General features: G+C 46.3%; 17 protein-coding genes. 10 read left to right on the top strand and 7 right to left on the bottom strand.

Annotated features, from left to right (window positions below; genetic code table 11):
• Positions 1 to 17 precede the first annotated feature (17 nt).
• The 7 genes from efp to ACFS25_RS30780 all read left to right on the top strand — a co-directional run bounded on the left by efp (position 18) and on the right by ACFS25_RS30780 (position 7804).
• Complete coding sequence (gene efp / locus ACFS25_RS30810; RefSeq protein WP_381508904.1) at positions 18 to 581, top strand: elongation factor P; 564 nt, start codon at positions 18 to 20, stop codon at positions 579 to 581.
• A 72-nt stretch (positions 582 to 653) separates the two neighbouring features.
• Entirely contained in the window at positions 654 to 1118 is a 465-nt protein-coding gene (gene accB / locus ACFS25_RS30805) for an acetyl-CoA carboxylase biotin carboxyl carrier protein (protein ID WP_381508902.1), read from the top strand.
• A 91-nt stretch (positions 1119 to 1209) separates the two neighbouring features.
• Complete coding sequence (gene accC, locus ACFS25_RS30800; protein WP_381508900.1) at positions 1210 to 2553, top strand: acetyl-CoA carboxylase biotin carboxylase subunit; 1344 nt, start codon at positions 1210 to 1212, stop codon at positions 2551 to 2553.
• A 105-nt stretch (positions 2554 to 2658) separates the two neighbouring features.
• Complete coding sequence (locus ACFS25_RS30795) at positions 2659 to 4296, top strand: sodium/sugar symporter (protein ID WP_381508898.1); 1638 nt, start codon at positions 2659 to 2661, stop codon at positions 4294 to 4296.
• Positions 4297 to 4301: 5 nt separating this feature from the next.
• A complete protein-coding gene (locus tag ACFS25_RS30790) occupies positions 4302 to 5390 on the top strand; it encodes a serine hydrolase domain-containing protein (protein WP_381508896.1) in 1089 nt (362 codons plus the stop codon).
• Positions 5391 to 5474: 84 nt separating this feature from the next.
• The gene (locus tag ACFS25_RS30785) at positions 5475 to 6344 is read left to right on the top strand and encodes an inositol oxygenase family protein (RefSeq protein WP_381508894.1); all 870 of its coding nucleotides are present in this window, start codon (positions 5475 to 5477) and stop codon (positions 6342 to 6344) included.
• An 83-nt stretch (positions 6345 to 6427) separates the two neighbouring features.
• A complete protein-coding gene (locus tag ACFS25_RS30780; protein ID WP_381508892.1) occupies positions 6428 to 7804 on the top strand; it encodes a sodium:solute symporter family protein in 1377 nt (458 codons plus the stop codon).
• Between the two features lie 34 nt (positions 7805 to 7838).
• Here the strand turns inward: ACFS25_RS30780 and ACFS25_RS30775 are convergent, their stop codons facing one another.
• The 4 genes from ACFS25_RS30775 to ACFS25_RS30760 form a co-directional block, all read right to left on the bottom strand.
• Positions 7839 to 8285: a DinB family protein gene (locus ACFS25_RS30775; protein WP_381508890.1), complete on the bottom strand. Its 447-nt coding sequence runs from the start codon at positions 8283 to 8285 to the stop codon at positions 7839 to 7841.
• Between the two features lie 15 nt (positions 8286 to 8300).
• A complete protein-coding gene (locus tag ACFS25_RS30770) occupies positions 8301 to 8753 on the bottom strand; it encodes an NUDIX domain-containing protein (RefSeq protein WP_381508888.1) in 453 nt (150 codons plus the stop codon).
• A gap of 33 nt (positions 8754 to 8786) precedes the next feature.
• Positions 8787 to 9062, bottom strand: a complete 276-nt coding sequence (locus ACFS25_RS30765; RefSeq protein WP_381508886.1) for a hypothetical protein — start codon at positions 9060 to 9062, stop codon at positions 8787 to 8789.
• Positions 9063 to 9148: 86 nt separating this feature from the next.
• On the bottom strand, positions 9149 to 10426 hold the full coding sequence (locus ACFS25_RS30760; RefSeq protein WP_381508884.1) for a DUF349 domain-containing protein: 1278 nt from the start codon (positions 10424 to 10426) through the stop codon (positions 9149 to 9151).
• A gap of 74 nt (positions 10427 to 10500) precedes the next feature.
• Between ACFS25_RS30760 and ettA the strand changes: the two genes are divergently transcribed.
• Positions 10501 to 12168, top strand: coding sequence for an energy-dependent translational throttle protein EttA (ettA, locus tag ACFS25_RS30755; RefSeq protein ID WP_381508882.1), 1668 nt, complete (start codon positions 10501 to 10503; stop codon positions 12166 to 12168).
• A 55-nt stretch (positions 12169 to 12223) separates the two neighbouring features.
• Here ettA and ACFS25_RS30750 read toward each other — a convergent pair whose 3' ends face one another.
• Positions 12224 to 13255 carry a PorP/SprF family type IX secretion system membrane protein gene (locus ACFS25_RS30750; protein WP_381508881.1) on the bottom strand — a complete coding sequence of 344 codons (1032 nt, stop codon included), beginning with the start codon at positions 13253 to 13255 and terminating at the stop codon, positions 12224 to 12226.
• A 232-nt stretch (positions 13256 to 13487) separates the two neighbouring features.
• Here ACFS25_RS30750 and ACFS25_RS30745 point away from each other — a divergent pair, with 232 nt between their 5' ends.
• Positions 13488 to 17165, top strand: coding sequence for a PKD domain-containing protein (locus ACFS25_RS30745; protein ID WP_381508880.1), 3678 nt, complete (start codon positions 13488 to 13490; stop codon positions 17163 to 17165).
• Positions 17166 to 17264: 99 nt separating this feature from the next.
• Entirely contained in the window at positions 17265 to 18293 is a 1029-nt protein-coding gene (gene ruvB / locus ACFS25_RS30740; protein ID WP_381508878.1) for a Holliday junction branch migration DNA helicase RuvB, read from the top strand.
• Positions 18294 to 18371: 78 nt separating this feature from the next.
• Here ruvB and ACFS25_RS30735 read toward each other — a convergent pair whose 3' ends face one another.
• Positions 18372 to 18680 (bottom strand): ArsR/SmtB family transcription factor, encoded by a 309-nt coding sequence (locus ACFS25_RS30735; RefSeq protein ID WP_381508876.1) that lies wholly within the window; start codon positions 18678 to 18680, stop codon positions 18372 to 18374.
• 181 nt (positions 18681 to 18861) lie between these two features.
• Entirely contained in the window at positions 18862 to 19803 is a 942-nt protein-coding gene (locus ACFS25_RS30730) for a DMT family transporter (protein ID WP_381508875.1), read from the bottom strand.
• Positions 19804 to 19855: the final 52 nt, after the last annotated feature.

Below are 19855 nucleotides of genomic sequence, written 5' to 3'. Positions count from 1 at the left end.
AAATTATAATTCAATAGATGGCAACGACCGCAGATATCCGCAACGGATTGGTTCTCAACTACAATAACGACCTTTTTCAAATCACTGATTTTCAACACGTAAAGCCGGGTAAGGGCGCGGCTTTTGTTCGAACTAAGCTAAAAAGCCTGACTACGGGCCGGGTAATTGACAACACGTTTAACGCGGGTGTGACAATTTTCCCTGTTCGAGTTGAACGCCGTAAATTCCAATATCTTTACAAAGACGAATCTGGTTATAACTTTATGGACCAGGAATCGTTTGACCAGATTAATCTGAACGAAAAAATCGTTGAAGGATCTGACCTAATGAAAGAAGGCCAAGAAGTAGAGATTTTAATCAATGCCGATAGCGACGTACCCTTATCGTGCGAACTGCCACCTTTCGTCGAATTGGAAGTGACGTATGCTGAACCAGGTATGAAAGGCGATACGGCTAACAGCCCTAAAAAGCGGGTTGAAGTAGAATCGGGGGCAAAGATTATGGTGCCGCTCTTTATTGAGTCAGGTCAGAAAATCCGGGTTGATACCCGTACCCGTGATTACGTAGAACGAGTGAAATAAAAGCAGTTAACTAGATGGCCAGTTACATCGTGAGGCTGTACTGTTCACCTTGCTGACTGCCTGCCTAAACTTATGAGCACAAAAGACATACAGCAACTAATCGACTTCATCTCGCAATCGGGTTTAGACGAAGTCAACATTGAGACAAATGACCTGAAAATCAGTGTCAAGCGTTATGGCTCCGGTGTGCCAGCAGTAGCGCCTGCACCAGTAGCACCCGTGGCTCAACCGCAGGTTGCTGTTGCACCAGTAGCGGCAGCCGCTACTCCGGCGGCCCCTAAAGTTGATACGTCAAACTACATTACCATCAAATCACCGATGATCGGAACGTTCTATCGTTCGGCTAATCCTGAATCGCCAATGTTAGTCGAGGTGGGTGATAGCGTGAGCGAAGGTAAAGTGGTCTGCATTATCGAAGCCATGAAACTGTTCAACGAAATCGAGTCAGAAGTGTCGGGCCGTATCGTAAAGGTGCTCGTTGAGAACGCCACTCCCGTCGAGTACGATCAACCGCTGTTTCTGGTAGAACCCATTTAAAATGGCCTGAACCGGTCTGCTGGATCAGAGTAAAATGGGGCTAATGGTCTAATTTTATTCCAGTCCGGCAGACCGGTTTCGCCTTTAACTTATGTTTAAGAAAATACTAATCGCCAACAGGGGAGAAATCGCGTTGCGTATTATTCGGACGTGCCGCGAAATGGGTATCAAAACGGTGGCCGTTTATTCAACTGCTGACCGCGATAGCCTACATGTACGCTTCGCCGATGAGGCCGTTTGCATTGGTCCACCGGCTAGCAAACAATCATATCTGAGCATTCCGAGTATTATTTCTGCGGCTGAAGTAACGGGCGCTGATGCTATTCATCCCGGCTACGGATTCTTATCCGAAAATGCTGAATTTTCACAAATCTGTTCCGACTACGGTATAAAATTCATTGGCGCGACCGCCGAGCAGATTAATGGCATGGGTGACAAGGCAACCGCCAAAGCGACAATGAGAGCCGCTGGTGTACCTGTTATTCCTGGCTCCGTTGGCTTGCTCGAATCAATTGAGCAGGGTAAGCAATTATCTATCGGCATTGGCTATCCGGTTATCGTGAAAGCAACGGCTGGTGGCGGTGGACGTGGGATGCGCATTGTTCGGACGGAAGCTGATTTCGAAAAAGCCTGGAATGACGCTCGTACTGAAGCTGGTGCTGCGTTTGGTAATGACGGATTATATCTGGAAAAGTACGTAGAAGAGCCGCGCCATATCGAAATTCAGATCGTGGGTGATCAATACGGAAGAGTTTGCCACCTGTCCGAACGCGATTGTTCTATTCAGCGTCGGCACCAGAAATTAGTAGAAGAAACGCCCTCGCCAGTTGTATCGCCCGAACTTCGGGACAAAATGGGTGAAGCCGCCATCAAGGGGGCACAGGCCATCGGCTACGAAGGAGCTGGAACCGTTGAGTTTTTGGTGGATAAGCACGGGGACTTCTACTTTATGGAAATGAACACCCGAATTCAGGTTGAACACCCGATTACGGAAGAAGTAACGGATTTTGACCTGATCAAAGAGCAGATCAAAGTAGCCGCCGGTGCCGAAATTTCGGGCCGAAATTATACGCCGAAGCTATACGCGATGGAATGCCGCATCAACGCCGAAGACCCCGCTAACGGGTTTCGTCCATCGCCCGGTAAGATTACAAATCTGCATTTCCCCGGCGGACACGGCATTCGGATCGATAGCCACGTTTATAGCGGGTACACCATTCCCCCGAATTATGACTCGATGATTGCCAAATTAATCGTGTCAGGACAATCGCGGGAAGAGGTCATAACACGCATGAAACGAGCGTTGCAGGAGTTCGTTATCGAAGGTATTAAAACCACGATTCCATTCCATATCAGGCTGATGGATGATCCTAAATTCCGCTCCGGTCAGTTTACAACCGCTTTTCTGGAAACGTTTGATTTTAGTAAGTTGTAAAGTAACATGACCGAAAGGTAAAGTAGCCTTACAACTTGCAGCTAGGTCTGGTATAAAAAACGGGTGTCTTGCTTTACAGTAGGACACCCGTTTTTTATTGCCCGCATGAACCACCTCGCTACGGCCGATTACATCGTTTTCTTCGTTTACTTCATTATCGTTGTTGGGTACGGTTATTGGGTTTATCGGCGTAAACGCTCAGCCCAGATGAACACAACCGACTTTTTTCTGGCCGAAGGGTCCCTAACGTGGTGGGCTATTGGGGCTTCCTTAATTGCTTCAAATATTTCTGCCGAGCATTTTATTGGTATGGCTGGATCTGGTTTTGCTATGGGTCTGGCAATCTCATCCTATGAATGGTTCGCAGCGGCAACGTTGATAATAGTGGCCGTTTTTTTTATTCCAATCTATCTCCGAAATCATATTTACACGATGCCGCAATTTCTGGCACAACGTTACAGTGATACCGTCAGTACCATTCTGGCGATATTCTGGTTGGTCGTTTATGTGCTGGTTAACCTAACGTCGATACTTTATTTAGGGGCGATTGCTATTGAATCGCTAGTGGGTATTTCGTTTACTACCTGTACCATTGGGCTGGCGCTATTCGCCATTTTTATCACCCTTGGAGGTATGAAAGTGATTGGTTATACCGATGTTATTCAAGTCGTTGTACTGATTTTTGGCGGTTTGGTCGTTACCTACTTAGCCTTGCAATTAGTGGCGCAGGAATCAGGAACGGCAGGTGTCTGGAATGGCTTACTGGCCATTCGAGAGCAGGCGGATAGTCATTTCCACATGTTTTTCCCCAAAGGGCATCCTCATTATGAGGTTTTGCCGGGTATGGCGCTGGTAACGGGCGGTATGTGGATCAATAATCTCTCCTACTGGGGATGCAATCAGTATATTGTACAGCGAGCGTTAGGGGCTGATCTCAAAACTGCCCGTTCTGGTATTCTATTTGCCGCTTTCTTGAAATTATTGATACCGGTAATTGTGGTTATTCCCGGTATTGCCGCTTTTGTATTATACCAGAGTGGCCCTTTTCGGGAGGCTATGACCGATGCATCAGGCGTTGTTAAACCTGATCATGCCTATCCCGTGTTAATGAATCTGTTGCCAATAGGAATGAAAGGTTTGGCATTTGCTGCTCTAACGGCTGCTGTAGTTGCTTCACTAGCAGGAAAATGCAACTCTATTGCGACGATTTTCACACTCGATCTATATAAAAAATACGTTGACAAATCAGCGTCGGAGCAAAAGTTGGTTAATGTGGGGCGGTGGGCTATCGTCGCGTCGTTTGGTGTGGCTATTTTGCTGGCTCCTATGCTTCGCTCACTCGATCAAGTGTATCAGTACATTCAGGAATACACCAATTTTATCACGCCGGGCGTATTTGCCATTTTTCTACTGGGCTTTTTCTGGAAACGAGCCACCAACCGGGCCGCCATGACGGTGGCTATCTTGACGATTCCGTTTTCAACGTTACTCAAATTCTGGCCGGAGGTGATGAGTCTCATCAATATTCAAGCTGATTCAATTCCGTTTTTACACCGCACAACCCTGGTTTTCTGCATCGACATGGTCATAATGGTAGTTGTGTCACTCACCGATCCGGCTGGATATACAACCGAAAAAGGCATTATTGTTGACCCACGCATGTTCCGTGTATCACCTTCGTTTGTTGTTGGGTCGGCAGGTATTTTCGCTATCTTGGCTGTCTTGTATACCGTTTTCTGGTAAAAACGATGACGAAGTTTTTGGTGGCAGGATTTTTCCTTTTTTCAATGTCGGCTGTAGCACAATTACGTGAGCGACTCGACTCCGCTATGCGGTCTACCACTAAAATTACTTTGCCCGGAGCTGCTTTATTGATTATTGATAATGGAAAAACGATCTATAAAAACGGCTATGGATTAGCGAATAAGGAAACGAAGGTGCCCATTACGCCTGAGACAAATTTTCGAATGGCATCTGTCTCGAAGCAATTTACAGCAATGGGTATTTTGTTGCTGGAGAAAGAAGGGAAATTGTCGCTGGACGATCCTCTAACCAAGTTCTTTTCGGACTTTAATCACCACGTTGGTCAGCAAGTGCAAATTCGCCATTTATTAACGCACTCATCGGGAATTCTAGATTATGAATCGGTAATGAATCTCAACCAGCGTAAACAACTCGCTGACGCTGACGTATTAATGCTATTGAAAAATCGAGATTCACTGTATTTTGAACCGGGAACTCAATTCCGGTACAGTAATTCGGCTTATTGTTTGTTAGCGTTGATTGTTGAGCGTGTATCGGGGCACTCGTTTGCATCATTTATTCGTCAGCGAATTTTTCAGCCGTTAAATATGACACAATCGACCGTATATGAAGCTGGGAAGCCTATTTCTAATCGTGCAATGGGTTATCGAAAAAAAGCTGACGCGTTTATTTTCTCAGATCAGAGTGTAACGAGCGCCACTAAAGGCGACGGCGGAATATATACTTCATTGAACGACTATCAGAAATGGAATGATGCCCTTCGAAACAATACGTTGCTTGACTTGATGGGAGTGTTAGTGCGTATTGGAAAAGCTATTCCCCAAACGCCCGGTAGTTATTACGGTGCTGGCTGGTTTTACCGCCAACCAATAAATCCAGTGCTGTTTCACTCAGGGAGTACGTGCGGATTTAATAATTACGTTGTTACCATACCATCGAAACAATTCTTGATGGCTTATTTTTCCAACAAGGCAGATAACAAAGCGAATGCGGCTGCTATAGTAAAAATTCTTGCTGATGCCGGACACCCTGAACTTGGGACTATTCTGACACTGGATGACTTAACTCAGTAGTCATTTTGCCCCGTAACATTTATTCTATCTCGCTGGTTAACAGCAATAAATTTGTAAGTTTGCTCTCTAAATTTTCATTTGGTTATGATTAGCGAAATTGCCCCTCTTGCCAGCCTAGATCAGTGGGAAGACGACCTGCTGCTCCGTTATCCAGAACCTGACGCGGCCCAACCAGGGCACAAGGCGAAGGAAGACTACCGGAACTACGATGCACCGGAACGTGATACCGTCCGGGAGTTTTATCGGCTTAATCACACCTACCAGACCTATGACTTCGTGCGAGAAAAAGAGCGCGAATTCCTGTCTTTCAACAAAAAGGAATTGCCAGTTTGGGGGGCAATGGAATTCTTGAATACGCTGGTAGACGATTCTGACCCGGATACGGATCTTGACCAACTTCAACATCTTCTTCAAACTGCCGAAGCTATTCGCGCCGACGGCCATCCCGATTGGTTCATACTAACGGGTTTCCTGCATGACATGGGCAAAGTGTTGTGCTTGTTTGGTGAGCCACAATGGGCCGTCGTAGGTGACACATTTCCAGTGGGTTGCCAGCATTCTGATAAGATTGTTTATTCCGAATATTTCGTGAATAATCCCGATAGTTACGACGAACGCTACAACACCAAATATGGTGTTTATGAACCCAATTGTGGTCTGCGTAATGTGCATATGTCATGGGGTCACGACGAATATCTGTACCAGATCATGAAGGATTATATGCCCGAACCTGCCCTGTACATGATGCGATATCACTCATTTTATTCTCAACACCGCGAGGAGGCATATAACCACCTTATGGATGAGCATGATCACGAAATGTTCAAATGGGTCAATAAATTCAATCCTTACGATTTGTACTCAAAAAGCCCAAAACCACCTGTAGTGAGTGAATTGAAACCCTATTATCAGGAGTTGATAGCGAAATATCTGCCCGCAACTGTGCGGTTGTAATTTCATAAAACACAGCAACACAGTGCATATAGAGGTTTTTGACAAATCTGTATGCGCTGTGTTGCTGTGTTTATCCTCCCTTCATGCTATTATTTTTCATTTCTCTTTATCTGCTTTCCAACGTGGCTGTTGGTGCATGGGCAGCCCGGCGCGTAACAACATCACAGGATTTTGTATTGGCGGGTCGGCGTTTACCGCTACTGCTGGCCGCATCAGTGACGTTTGCCACCTGGTTTGGCTCCGAGACGATTATGGGCGCACCCGCGATGTTTGTTGAGGGTGGGTTTCTAGCAGTAATCGAGGAGCCTTTCGGGTCATCTTTGTGCTTGTTTCTGGTCGGGGCTTTTTTTGCAAGGCCCCTATACCGGCTTAATATCACGACATTCTGCGATTATTTTCGCATTCGATTTGGGCGGTCAGCCGAGTTGCTGTCGGCTATCATGGTAATCCCATCCTATTTCAGTTGGATTTCGGCACAACTCGTAGCTATCGGCATCGTGTTGAGCGTGGTAACGGATATTCCACGCGAATACTGCATCATTGCCAGCGCGGCTATTGTCATGGCTTACACACTGCTGGGGGGTATGTGGTCGATTTCTATTACCGATTTTTTCCATAACCTCATTATCATTCTGGCCCTGGCTGTATTAGGCGTTTTGCTCTGGAACGAAGTTGGTGGCTGGGAGACTATCCAAAAGCGAACCCCGGCTGGCTTTTTCCGATTTCTCCCCCAATCGACGGGTAAAGACTGGCTTGTGTACATTGCGGCCTGGATAACTATTGGTCTCGGTTCTATTCCACAACAGGATGTTTTTCAGCGGGTTATGTCGGCAAAAAATGAGAAGACAGCTGTTCGTGCCTCTTTTGTAGCGTCGGGTATGTATTTGACGATAGCCATGCTGCCGCTATTTATTGCCCTGAGTGCCAAGCTACTTCACCCTGACTTACCAAAAGATAATCAACTTATCATTCCGAACATGGTTATGAGACATGGGAGTCTTCCACTGCAAGTCTTGTTTTTCGGTGCGGTTACGTCGGCAATTCTGAGCGTATCCAGTGGGGCGATACTAGCACCCGCCACAGTTTTTGGCGAGAATATTGTGAAATTCTTTCGGCCAGACATCAGTGACCGCGACCTATTGAAAAATATTCGCTGGTCGGTTGTTATCATTACAATCATCTGCGTCCTGATGAGCATTACCCGCGAGGCTTCTATTTTTGACCTTGTCAGCGAATCGTCGGCGTTCAGTTTAGTATCGCTGTTTATACCTTTAACGGCGGGGATCTACTGGAAACGGGCTAATTTAACGGGCTGCCTGTGGTCTATGATCGTAGGTTTTGGCGTATGGCTTTTCTGCCTGTGGGTAAAGACAGACTATTCGCCTATGTTGTGGGGGCTGCTGGCGAGTATCGTGGGAATGGTAGCAGGGAGCTTAGTGAGTCGTCCGCGGCTGGCTTAGTGTCGTTAGCTGAAAGGAGTTAATGCCGTTTGCGCTATATATCCAGCAGCCTCCGGTGATAATTAATCTGGCCGAGGTGATACGTTAAGTGTGTTGTCAAATGCACCAACAGATAGCCCGTGGTCGTCATCTTGTCGAAAACTAACAGTGGGTATTCTTCATCAAGCTGTTGGGCAGTCAAGGTGTCAAGCGCATTGCCAATAACACTAATCGTCTCGTCAATTTTTCTGAGTAATTCTTCTTTAGGAATATCCTTGAGTGAAAATTCAAGCTCCCTATTCCGGACATAATCCGTTTTGCCGAGCTCTGCACCGATGTAAGTGTTCAGGTTGCCAATCAAATGCAAACAAAGGTTACCAGCAGAATTGCTAATGCCGTTCTCAATATACCATATCGTTTTCTCATCTCGATACTGGTCAATTTCCTGCCTCAATCGGTTAAGATCCCGGTGAAACAAGGTTTTTAACGTTTGGATAAGCATCGTTAACAAATAGAGTTAGCCAAAATACTTCTGTTCAATTCGCCCAACGTAGCCAAGGTAGGTGGCACTGTTAAACCAAGGCTGAAGCTTTGCACCAATGTTCGGGTAGAGATTCAGTTTATCTAGGTCCGAAACGGGTATCCAGACTAGATTCAGTGCAGTTGTTTCTGCAGAGTTCAGGGTAGGCTCGCCTTTGAGGTTACGGGCCGCGAAAACTACATGTAATACGTCGTCGCTTCGTTCCGACAGGAGCATTTCACCCGCCAGAATCATCTCGCCTAAATCGACTGAAACACCTAACTCTTCCCGGATTTCGCGGATGATCGTCTCCGGCAGAATTTCGCCACGGTCGGGGTTGCCACCGGGCAAAGCAAAAACGTCCTGCCCACCATAGCTATAGCGCATCAGTAGTACTTCGGTTTGGTTGTTATACTGACGCCAGATAAGAGCAGACGGACGAACTTTCATGATAGAGTTATAAATCAGGATGCCTGCGCCAAGTTAGCAATCGCAGGAGTAATTACCATAACCCGGAAAGCGGGGTGATAGATTACCTGAAATGCTCACAACACGGTCGAGAGGCACCACGTCGCCAGTCGCTAATTCTAACCATTCGGCACCATCCCGTTGGACAGCCTGCTTAATAGTTACGTCTGCTTTGATAAACTCGTTTAAATCGGTCAGGTATTCAAGCCGAACAAATTTGCCCGGAATGACAGCCGCCCGAAAAGCGTTTTCATCAACAAGAAAGTCAGGATTATTCAGTTTCGTTTCCATACATTTATAACAGACTTTAAACGCGAAACGTGCCCCGGTTTCGAATCAGGGCACGTTCCATCTATTTTTTGGTTAAGTCTACTAAATCAATATCCCGCCGTTTCGAGCTGCTTTTGCAACTCACGCAGAATCGTTTCTTTCATGGCGATTTTACGTTTCTGCGTATTGATCTTATTCAAAATCTGCTTGTCTTCATCCTTATACGGGTCAAGTCCATCAGCATCCTGTAAGGCAAATTGCAGGTCGTTTTTTTCGCGCTTAACGAGATACTCCATTTCCCGAATCTTCGTCCGAATCTGCTCCGATTGGCTTTTAAGTTCAAACGCCGGGTATTTCCGGGTTAGCACACGACCGAGATAACTTAGTTCAAAAATCTTGTCGCAGGCGGCCCGGAATCGTTCGTTGATAATTTTATCCTGCAACTTAAACGGCACCCGAATTTCTTTCCAGCTGTTCAGAAGTACTTTTGCCCGTTCGGACGCTGCGAAGATGTCCGACTGTTTCGACAGGTTTTCTGCTTCGTCGGCCATTTTCATTTGAGCCTCAATGCGCGGGTCAACCTTTGGTACGATAACAATACCCTTCGCGTCGTTGTACTTCGCGTAGAACATGGTTGTCGCTTTCTTAAACTGCTTATAGAGCTTTCCACTTTTCTTGATTGGCACCTCTCCAACCACTTTCCAGGCATTGTTGAGTTTTCTGACTTCCTGAAAAGCCGCGTCCAAGTCACCAAGTCGATTAGCTCGAAATGCCAGGCGAATTAGCTCATCATACTTATCCAGCCGTTCCTGAATGACTTTATTCTGCTCGTTGAAATATTCGCGCCGGCGCGTAAAGAAACCGTCTAATAATTCCTGAAACCGGCCCTCGACTTCGGCATCTGTAGCTTTGTCAACTGGCCCGGTTTTGATCCATTTAGTCTTGATTTCCTGTAAATCGTCCGCCGTTGTGCGCCAGTCTGTACTATCAACAACGGCTTCGGCTTCGGCAATAAGGGCTCGTTTTATTTCAAGATTTTTAAGCTGATTGACCGTAATTAAATCGGCTAGCAGTTTCTCCTGATCATCCAAACGGTCGAGCAGGGGCGGAAAATCACCAAGTGCATCGAAGCCAAGAAGCTTTTTGCGGAGTTGAACCAGCTTTGTCAGATAGGAGCCTTTATTTTGGGCCTCCTCAATGTCTTTCTCTAACTGGCCTACTTTGTTTTCGGCGATAATGAAGCGATTCTTGAAATAATCGAGCGCTTCCTGCTCGGTGCGTTTGACTTCGCCAATCTGGCGGTCTTCATAATTCAGGTAGCCTTTCAAAAATACCTTTCCGTCTTTGACGTAACCGTATTCATCTACCAGTGAAGCGTTTTCCATTACTGTGCTTGGTTAAGGCTGCGCTGTGGGTTAAATTTGAGGATTAATGCCAACCACAAATCTATTAGAAATTAATGAGTCAGGACACCATAATTTTCTCGATGGCAGGCGTGAGTAAAAATATTCCGCCTAACCGACAAATCCTAAAGAACATATACCTTTCCTTCTTTTACGGCGCTAAAATCGGCGTTTTAGGGTTGAACGGCTCCGGTAAATCTACTTTATTACGCATCATTGCTGGTATAGACAAGAATTATACCGGCGAAGTAGTTTTCTCGTCAGGCTATTCGGTAGGTATGCTTGAACAGGAGCCAAAGTTTGCACCCGGTAAGACGGTTCGCGAACTGGTTGAAGAAGGCGTTCAGGAAGTAGTTGATTTGCTGAAAGAGTTCGATGAGATTAATGAAGCGTTCGGTGATCCCGATGCTGACTTTGATAAATTGATTGCCCGACAAGGGGAAGTGCAGGAAAAAATCGATCACCTCAACGGGTGGGAACTTGACCAGAAACTCGAACGGGCGATGGATGCCTTACGGTGTCCGCCATCCGATACCATAGTTGATACTCTCTCCGGGGGAGAAAAACGTCGGGTGGCTCTTTGCCGCCTACTGCTCCAACAACCTGACGTACTGCTACTTGATGAGCCAACCAACCACCTCGATGCAGAGTCGGTATTGTGGCTTGAAGAACATTTGCGGCAGTACACCGGCACAGTCATTGCCGTAACGCACGATCGCTATTTCTTAGATAATGTGGCCGGATGGATTCTCGAACTTGACCGGGGAGAGGGTATTCCGTGGAAGGGAAATTACTCGTCGTGGCTGGAGCAAAAGCAAAACCGATTAGCAAAAGAAGAAAAAACTGAATCAAAACGACAAAAAACGCTTCAGCGCGAATTGGAATGGGTGAAAATGGCCCCAAAAGCTCGTCAGGCTAAATCAAAAGCTCGCTTGGGTGCTTACGAAAAACTCCTGAACGAAGATGTAAAACAAGGCGATGAACGGCTCGAAATCTTTATTCCGGCTGGACCACGTTTGGGTGCCAAAGTTATTGAAGCCGAGGATGTAGCTAAAGCCTTTGGTGATCGACTACTGTTTGAGCATCTGGGCTTCCGACTGCCACAGGGAGGTATTGTCGGTATTATTGGCCCCAATGGAGCGGGCAAAACCACGCTTTTTAAACTTATTACTGGCCGCGATAAACCCGATGCCGGTACGTTTGAAGTGGGCGATACAGTAAAAGTGGCTTATGTCGATCAGGAGCATGATGGTCTTGATGCGAATAAGACAGTGTTTGAGACAATCTCCGGCGGTAGTGAATGGATTATGATGGGCGGCAAACAGTCGAATGCCCGCGCATACGTTAGCCGGTTTAACTTTGCCGGGGCCGATCAGGAAAAGAAAATTGGCACGTTGTCGGGTGGCGAACGCAACCGCGTTCACTTAGCCATGACGCTCAAAGAAGGAGCAAATTTGTTGTTGTTGGATGAGCCAACCAACGATCTCGACATAAATACGTTGCGAGCGTTAGAAGAAGGTTTGGGAAATTTCGCCGGTTGTGCCGTCGTCATCAGCCATGATCGGTGGTTTCTGGATCGCATAGCCACCCACATTCTGGCCTTCGAGGGCGATTCACAAGTCTATTGGTTTGAAGGTAATTTTTCGGAATACGAAGAAAACCGGCGTAAACGATTAGGGTCAGATGCTACACCGACCCGCATAAAGTATAGGAAGCTGGCATAAAGCGAGAAAGAGGTCGATAATTATTATCGACCTCTTTCTCGCTTTACAGATTATGTCAAAACTTTGGGCAAGGCAACCGCTTATCCCGTTTCTTAACTCCCGGCCGACGACCTTCGGGTTTGTCGAAAATATAAGACAGTGATAACTCATGTGAACCCCCGCTATTGCCCAGGGTCGAAATTGTCACGTCGTAGCTATAGCCAATTGAAAATTTATCCATACGCCAGCCAACCAACGCAGCCACGGCATCATGGTTATTTAACGTTTGATTATATTTTTTGAAAGGAATGCCTCGATAATAGGCACCAATCGTTAACGGCGAGTAAGTCAGATAAGCACCTATATCCAACTGATCGTACTTGCCTTGATGCTTGTACATAATTACTGGCGATATACTAATCTCGCGATCTTCTTCGTCTGCCAGACCCGTAAAGCCGCCAAGCGGAATTCGTAAACCGGCCTGAATACTGGTCTTCATGGGTAACCGCTCTCGCTCACCAGCGAAAAATCCCTGATCGGGCCGGTTAATATGATGTGCCGATGCGCCAATCCAGAACCAGTCTGAGTAGAAAAGTCCTCCCGTCGAAAAGTCGAGGTATTTTTTTGTGGGTAATCCACCTTGCAAGGTAGGGTCGCCGGAGACGCTGCCGGTAATGAATCCACGATCGGTAAACTGGTCACCAGTAGTGAGTCCAAAATAGTTGATGCTCCGATTCACGTAAGAGCTCTGCAAGCCTAAACGCACAAATGAGGATTCACTCACCTGAAATTGGTAAGCATATTGCAACCCTATGTCTGTTGATTGAATCCTTCCCTGACCCTGGTTGTCGCTTTGAATCATCAAGCCAATACCACTATTGTACTTTTCGATGAAGTGATCTACCGCTACCATCGTTGTAACATAGTTGGTAATAGCTGGCCACTGATTACGGTAATTAGCCGTGACTCGTGGTGCTAGAGCCGACCCCGCAAATGCTGGATTCAGATACTGTGGGGCAGCATAAAATTGAGTAAACTGAGGGTCCTGCGCGAAGGCCATTCGGCCCAGGGTCAGTATTGAAATCGTCAGTATATATCTAGTAAGCATAGTGACAAAGCAGGGCAAAGACTGGGCCAATCTTATTGTTGCAACGTTGGCAAGACAAACGAAGTATTTAGCAGTACAACAACCTCTAAAATTAGTTGGATTTTAGTCGCTTTTGTGACTGGTACTCAATAAAATTTTAACGGAACAACATCGTTTATACTAACGTAATGCCCCAGTTGTTGTTATATCTAAGATCGAATTTGCGTAGGTGGGCTTTATTCAACGTCTCTTCATGTTAATTTTTAATAAGCATATTCGAGTAATTGGACTTTGGGCCATGCTGTTTTTGCTGGCAGGGTCAATTACAGCCTGGGCACAAACGACCACGGGCATCAAAGTCAGCGGTAAAGCTTGCGTGCCAGACAAGGAGTGTAATGCAGACTCACTTACATTTACTGACAGTGTACAAGCTGGTGTAACAACCCGTACCTGGGATTTTGGCGATGGGACGACTATTACAAAACAAGGCGATTCAACGGCCAAACACGTCTATCAGCAAGCTGGTACATATACAGTTAAATTAACTCGAACGGTCAATGGTAGTGTATTGACATCAGAAAGGCCCATTAATGTTGGTGTCCCACCACAGCCTTTCTCAAAATGGCGGACTGACACAACCATTTGTGAAGGCGAAAAAATTACGCTGGACCCCTATGCCGGTGGTACTCAGCAGGGCTATACATACCTGTGGTATCCCAAAGGTAACACTACGCAGAGCATACAGGTCGATAGCTCAGGTTGTTATTCGGTCGAGGCTACCAGTCCTAATGGCTGCTCGTATCAGGATCGCATTAACGTTGACGTTTGCGGAGAGAAGAAAGAGTCGCAGGGTGTGAAATGGTATTTTGGTCAAAATGCCGGTCTGGACTTTAGTGGCGGAGGTACCCCAAAACCAATTACCGATGGCAAATTGAGTACAATCGAGGGTTCATCATCCATTGCCAATACCAAGGGCATTTTGCTGTTCTATACCGATGGAACCACTATTTACGACAAAGACGGTAAGCCGCTGAAGTCGCTCGATCCTCGTGATTCTGCCGCCACAGCCACACCTATACCACTTGGTGGTAGTACTCACTCAACGCAGTCGGCCCTGATTGTGCCAAAGCCAACCTGTAGGGGATGTGAGTATCTGTATTATGTGTATACAACATCCGAGATTCGCGGGCAAAAAATACTGGCGTATAGTATAGTCGATATGCGGCAGAATGGTGGCAAAGGCGCTATCGTCGAAAAAAACATTCCACTTTCCAGCCTGGGTACAGAACAATCAGCCTCCGTAGAAAACACGCGCGACTCTACATACTGGGTAATTACACGTAAGTATGGAACGAATCAATTTGAAATTCAGCATTTAACCAAAGCGGCATCACCTGTCGTAACAACGTACACTGGAGGGCAAGCCATTGATTCGTTGACAAATGCTGAAGGCTATGTCAAAATTGGTCCTGCGGATACCACAGGCGGTAACAAAGGCAATCGTCCAATGGCCGTTGTTATTCCTGGACCACCTAAGAATTCAGTTGATCTCTATACGTTCAATGACTCAACCGGAAAAATGACATTTAATCGAACGCTCAATTTAGGGCCTGCGCCCCCCAAAGCGTATGGGGTTGAGTTTTCGCCAGATGGGAAAAGTCTATACGTTACTATGCTGGCAGATACAAATACGGATGGTAGCTTGAAGGGATCATCATATATTCTGAAGTACGATTTAAACCAGAAAGATTCGCTGCTTACGAACTCGCGAACTGTAGTGGATAGTAGCACAACTCGGCAATATGGCTCAATTCAGATTGGACCGGATGGCCGACTATACGTAGCTGTAAAAGGAAGTACCTCGCTTGGCACCATTGAAAACCCAAATGGCGGATTGCTCGATAGCCTAATGTATAATCCGGCAGGACAATCACTTGGCGGGAAAACCAGTCAGTTGGGCTTGCCAAACCTCGTCGCCAACTTCAATGACCAGTCGAGTGGACCGGGCTTAACCTATGCTGATACCTGCGTTAATGCGCCAACTGTGTTTCAGATTAGTCCAAACTGTCCGAAATTAAAAGAAGCATATACGTTAGATTTTGGTGATGGAAGTCGGCCTTATTCAACAACAGCTACCCAACCCGTCACGCACCCCTACGCAAAGCCCGGCCAATACTTTGTTAGCCTGCGGATACTTACGAAAACCAGTGCTGGGGGAATATGTAAAGACACCATAATTAGAGATACCCTAACAATTTTAGAACTGCCCCCTGATATAAAACTGGGTGCCGATACCGCCATCTGTAATAAAAAAGGGATCACACTCGACATAAAAGTCCAGGCTAAAGTATATGTCTGGCTTGTCAATGGCGCCCTCGTCAGTAGGAAAAGAACACTGACCCTCGACAGGCCGGGTTATTATATAGTAGTTGGTCTGGCTGCCAATGGAGAGTGCTTCAAGAGTGACACGATTCAGGTACAAATTAAGCCTGTGCCCTCGCTCGACCTGGGACCCGATACCGTTTTTTGTTACCGATCAACAGTCAGCTTAACCGTGCCCCAACCAACCTGGAAACAGTTTCAATGGAGTAATGGCGGTAATACAAAAACAATTTCTGTGAAAACGGCCGGTGTGTATTCGGTAACGGCACAGTCGGCGGTTATTGATGGAACGACCTGTGTAAATTCTGATACTATTCGGGTTAGCGAACTGCCCAAAATCAGAATGCAGGCTGTATTGACTGGTCCTAAAGCCTGTACGTCGGCTGATGGCTCAATTGTCCTTACGACAACGCCCACGGGTGTTTATCATTATACGTGGACTCGTTCGGATGGCGCTGCGCTGACGGATACTATAAATCAGCAAACGGGTCTCACCGAGGGGGGGTATAAAATTAGTGTAACTGATAGTGTTCACGAGTGTAAAGCCGATACTGCTTTTACACTGAAATCACCGGCGAACCAACTTCAACTTAACCCCAGTGTCAAAGATGCCTTGTGCGCGATACCGAATAGTGGCACCATTACATTGACTGTTTTGGGAGGAACGGCTGCGAGTTATGCCTGGTTGGATCAGAAAGGTAATTTGATTACAACAACGCCCGTATTTGGTCAGGCCGCTCCGGGGATTTATACTGTACAAGTTATTGATCTCAACGGCTGCAAGGCCCTGAAAGATAGTATTAGGGTAGGGCTGGATAGTACGGGTTTTGCCCGTCTGGGTCCAGATACCTTGAAATGTGATGGCGTGGCTGTGACATTGGTACCTCGTACTGGAGATATTCCCGGCAACGTTTATCAGTGGAGTACAGGTGCTACTACATCAACAATTTCGGTGATACAGCCCGGTACATATAGTCTAGTGTTAAAGAACACGCAATCGGGTTGCGTTGGGCGAAGTAGTGTTGTTGTTGGAAATCGACCACCGCCAGCCTTTTCATATACTCAACAGGTGGCTCTTTGCGAAGGTGATGGCGGCACGGCCCAACTTTCGGCAAATGGAGCGGCTGGTCTAACGTATTTATGGGTAAGTCGAAGCGATACAACCAAAACGATAACTGTTCAGAATGCGGGCGACTATCCTATTCGTGTAACCGACAAGTTGGGGTGTACAGCTACTGGCTTAGCGCGAGTATTAAACCTGTGTGAACCGCGGGTTAATGTGCCTGATGCGTTCACACCCAATAGCGACGGCGCGAACGACCAGTTACAGGTTTTCACCGCTTACATCACCGATTACGAGTTCAGGATTTATAACCGATGGGGAGAGGTAATCTTTGCCAGTGATAATCCTGAGCAAAAATGGGATGGAACCTACCGAGGATCTATCTATCCATCCATGATTTATCCGTATGTCGTTATCTTCAAAAGTGAGTTCTTTCCCGAACGGGAACGAGTTGTAAAACGGGGTTCTGTACTGCTGATTCGGTAGTGAATTTGTCCTGGTTTTTTCGTAAATTTGAGGTAGACGACTCGGCTAAAATCGCCTGTTTATTGGTACTACCGAACCGGGTCTGCACGAATTTAAACCATGCGAAACGACTTTTTGAAAGGTTCAAACGACGGTATGACGAGTACCGATAAAGAAATTGAACGGGCTCTCCGGCCGCTCTCGTTTGAAGACTTTACGGGGCAGGCCAAAATACTCGAAAACCTCGAAGTGTTTGTTAGAGCAGCCATGCAGCGGGGAGAAGCCCTGGACCATGTGCTGCTACACGGACCGCCGGGTTTAGGCAAGACGACTCTATCGCACATCATTGCCAACGAACTCAATGCTGGCATTAAAATGACTTCTGGGCCAGTGCTCGATAAGCCCAGTGATCTGGCGGGTTTGCTGACCAATCTCCAGCCCAATGATGTGCTGTTCATCGACGAAATTCACCGGCTCAATCCCATCGTGGAAGAGTACCTGTATTCGGCGATGGAGGATTATAAAATTGATATTATGCTCGATTCCGGTCCGAATGCCCGGACGGTGCAGATCAAACTTAATCCCTTTACGCTGATTGGTGCTACTACCCGCGCCGGGATGCTCACATCGCCTTTGCGGGCGCGATTTGGGATTAGTTCTAGATTGGAGTATTACGACGCCAAACTACTAACTACCATTGTGCAGCGGTCGGCGGCTATTCTGGGAACACCCATCGACGAGGCAGGGGCTTATGAAATTGCCCGTCGGAGTCGGGGAACTCCGCGTATTGCCAATAACCTGTTACGCCGAACCCGCGACTTTGCCCAGATTAAGGGCAACGGGTACATCAACGTAGATATTGCAGAAATTGCTCTGAGTGCGCTTGAGGTGGATCAGAATGGATTGGACGAAATGGACAATCGTATTCTGATGACGATCATCGATAAGTTTAAAGGTGGGCCGGTAGGTCTCTCCACTATTGCCACCGCCTGTGGTGAAGAATCCGAAACAATTGAAGAAGTTTACGAACCTTTTTTAATTCAGGAAGGCTTTCTCAAGCGTACTTCACGGGGACGAGAAGCAACAGAGAGAGCTTATATTCACCTCGGCATCGTGCCACCTTATAAGCCTGGCGAGTTGTTCGGGTAAGAAGGGTCTACAAAGAGAAGCGGTCTGGAAGGGATACATTGTATCCCTTCCAGACCGCTTCTCTTTGTGTTAATATATTTAGTTTAAAATTTTGCTTTTATAGATACAATCAATAACATCGGATACCGCCGTATCAACTAGAAAGTAGTAAATATTTTTGCCACTACGTCGAATATCTAGTATACCCTTATCGCGCATATTAATAAGATGATGTGAGATGAGTGACTGTTCAGCATTGAGATTTTTATAGATCGCCGACACATTTAGTTCCTTGTTTTCATTCAGCATCTGAATGATTCTAATACGCAAAGGATGCGCCACTGCTTTGAGTACATAAGCCGCTTTATCAAGGCGTTTTTCGTCGTCAATTACTTTCTCAGTTGCCATAAGAGCATCGTTAGTCAATAAAGGGTGGTAAATGAAAGGTAGCGCATATTAGTGACTAACAGTCTGAAAGTGAGATTGAATTTATTTAATGGTTGTTTTTAAATCCTATTATGAGATGATAAGACGTTTATGTGTGCGCTTGGTAACTTTTTAGTAAGTAATGAGACCTTTTTCTTAGCGATCAGCCTACGTTTTTGGGCACTCGATTCGACTGTTGCCGACCACGCCAACCAATTAAAAAAACACCTGACAGTACCAGAAGCGTGCCAAGTATTTGCTTACTGCTAATTGTCTCATGCAGGATAGTGCTTGATAAGACAATTGTAAAAATTGGTCCAACGCTGGCAATGATTGACGCATTTCCCGATCCAACTCGTTTAATGCCTTCGGCAATCATAAACGTTGGAATTACGGTCACGAAAATACCCATGCTGAGGCCCAGCGCGTAAATAGGGGTAGGGTAACTGCCAAGATGTAAACCATTGTGTACCGCACAATGAACAACCGTGGGTACTGTAGCGGCAATCATCGCATAGCATGTAAATCGTTGTGAACCAATCCGGGCAATCATCGGGTCGCTGCCAACCAAATAAATGGCATAGACCAGCCCGCTTAGAATAATCCAAACTGCCCCGAGTATAACGTTTTTCTGTACAGAGCTTTCAACGTTTCCCCAAAACGCCAGTAAAATACCCGCATACGTTAGCAAGAGGGCTATTAGTTGTAAGCGGGTTACCCGACGACCAAAACCAACAGCGTTCATGAGTAACACAAACGTTGGATAAACGAACAATAAAATCCGCTCTAAGCTGGCTGTGATATACACTAAGCCCAAAAAATTGAAGAAGCTGGCTAGATAATAGCCCGTTATGCCCAACATGGTCAGGGTAGCCCATTGTTTCAGGCTCAACTGTACAGGCGGATACTTACGCGCAAGGCTAATAGAAATAAGTACATAAAATGGCAACGCAAACAGCATCCGTAGCGTAAGCAGCGAGATTGGGTCAATGGGATACTGATAAGCCAGCTTAATTAGGATACCCTTTGTGGCAAAACAGAAAGCGGCTAAAAATACCAAGAAGGCTCCAATCCAGTAGCGAGTGCGGGAGGGTTGCGAAGGCATAAGTAATCAGGCATAGGCTATCAGTCTCAAAATAAAAGGTCAGGAATTGATT

The sequence above is a fragment of the Spirosoma flavum genome (assembly GCF_042686045.1).
GTDB lineage: Bacteria > Bacteroidota > Bacteroidia > Cytophagales > Spirosomataceae > Spirosoma > Spirosoma flavum.
The sequence above is the reverse complement of the archived record's forward strand: the minus strand, read 5'-3'. Positions and strand labels throughout refer to the sequence as shown.

Excerpts from the sequence above, each read along its gene's own strand:
- efp (WP_381508904.1), top strand. The coding sequence starts at position 18 with ATGGCAACGACCGCAGATATCCGCAACGGATTGGTTCTCAACTACAAT.
- accB (WP_381508902.1), top strand. The coding sequence starts at position 654 with ATGAGCACAAAAGACATACAGCAACTAATCGACTTCATCTCGCAATCG.
- accC (WP_381508900.1), top strand. The coding sequence starts at position 1,210 with ATGTTTAAGAAAATACTAATCGCCAACAGGGGAGAAATCGCGTTGCGT.
- ACFS25_RS30795 (WP_381508898.1), top strand. The coding sequence starts at position 2,659 with ATGAACCACCTCGCTACGGCCGATTACATCGTTTTCTTCGTTTACTTC.
- ACFS25_RS30790 (WP_381508896.1), top strand. The coding sequence starts at position 4,302 with ATGACGAAGTTTTTGGTGGCAGGATTTTTCCTTTTTTCAATGTCGGCT.
- ACFS25_RS30785 (WP_381508894.1), top strand. The coding sequence starts at position 5,475 with ATGATTAGCGAAATTGCCCCTCTTGCCAGCCTAGATCAGTGGGAAGAC.
- ACFS25_RS30780 (WP_381508892.1), top strand. The coding sequence starts at position 6,428 with ATGCTATTATTTTTCATTTCTCTTTATCTGCTTTCCAACGTGGCTGTT.
- ACFS25_RS30775 (WP_381508890.1), bottom strand. The coding sequence starts at position 8,285 with ATGCTTATCCAAACGTTAAAAACCTTGTTTCACCGGGATCTTAACCGA.
- ACFS25_RS30770 (WP_381508888.1), bottom strand. The coding sequence starts at position 8,753 with ATGAAAGTTCGTCCGTCTGCTCTTATCTGGCGTCAGTATAACAACCAA.
- ACFS25_RS30765 (WP_381508886.1), bottom strand. The coding sequence starts at position 9,062 with ATGGAAACGAAACTGAATAATCCTGACTTTCTTGTTGATGAAAACGCT.
- ACFS25_RS30760 (WP_381508884.1), bottom strand. The coding sequence starts at position 10,426 with ATGGAAAACGCTTCACTGGTAGATGAATACGGTTACGTCAAAGACGGA.
- ettA (WP_381508882.1), top strand. The coding sequence starts at position 10,501 with ATGAGTCAGGACACCATAATTTTCTCGATGGCAGGCGTGAGTAAAAAT.
- ACFS25_RS30750 (WP_381508881.1), bottom strand. The coding sequence starts at position 13,255 with ATGCTTACTAGATATATACTGACGATTTCAATACTGACCCTGGGCCGA.
- ACFS25_RS30745 (WP_381508880.1), top strand. The coding sequence starts at position 13,488 with ATGTTAATTTTTAATAAGCATATTCGAGTAATTGGACTTTGGGCCATG.
- ruvB (WP_381508878.1), top strand. The coding sequence starts at position 17,265 with ATGCGAAACGACTTTTTGAAAGGTTCAAACGACGGTATGACGAGTACC.
- ACFS25_RS30735 (WP_381508876.1), bottom strand. The coding sequence starts at position 18,680 with ATGGCAACTGAGAAAGTAATTGACGACGAAAAACGCCTTGATAAAGCG.
- ACFS25_RS30730 (WP_381508875.1), bottom strand. The coding sequence starts at position 19,803 with ATGCCTTCGCAACCCTCCCGCACTCGCTACTGGATTGGAGCCTTCTTG.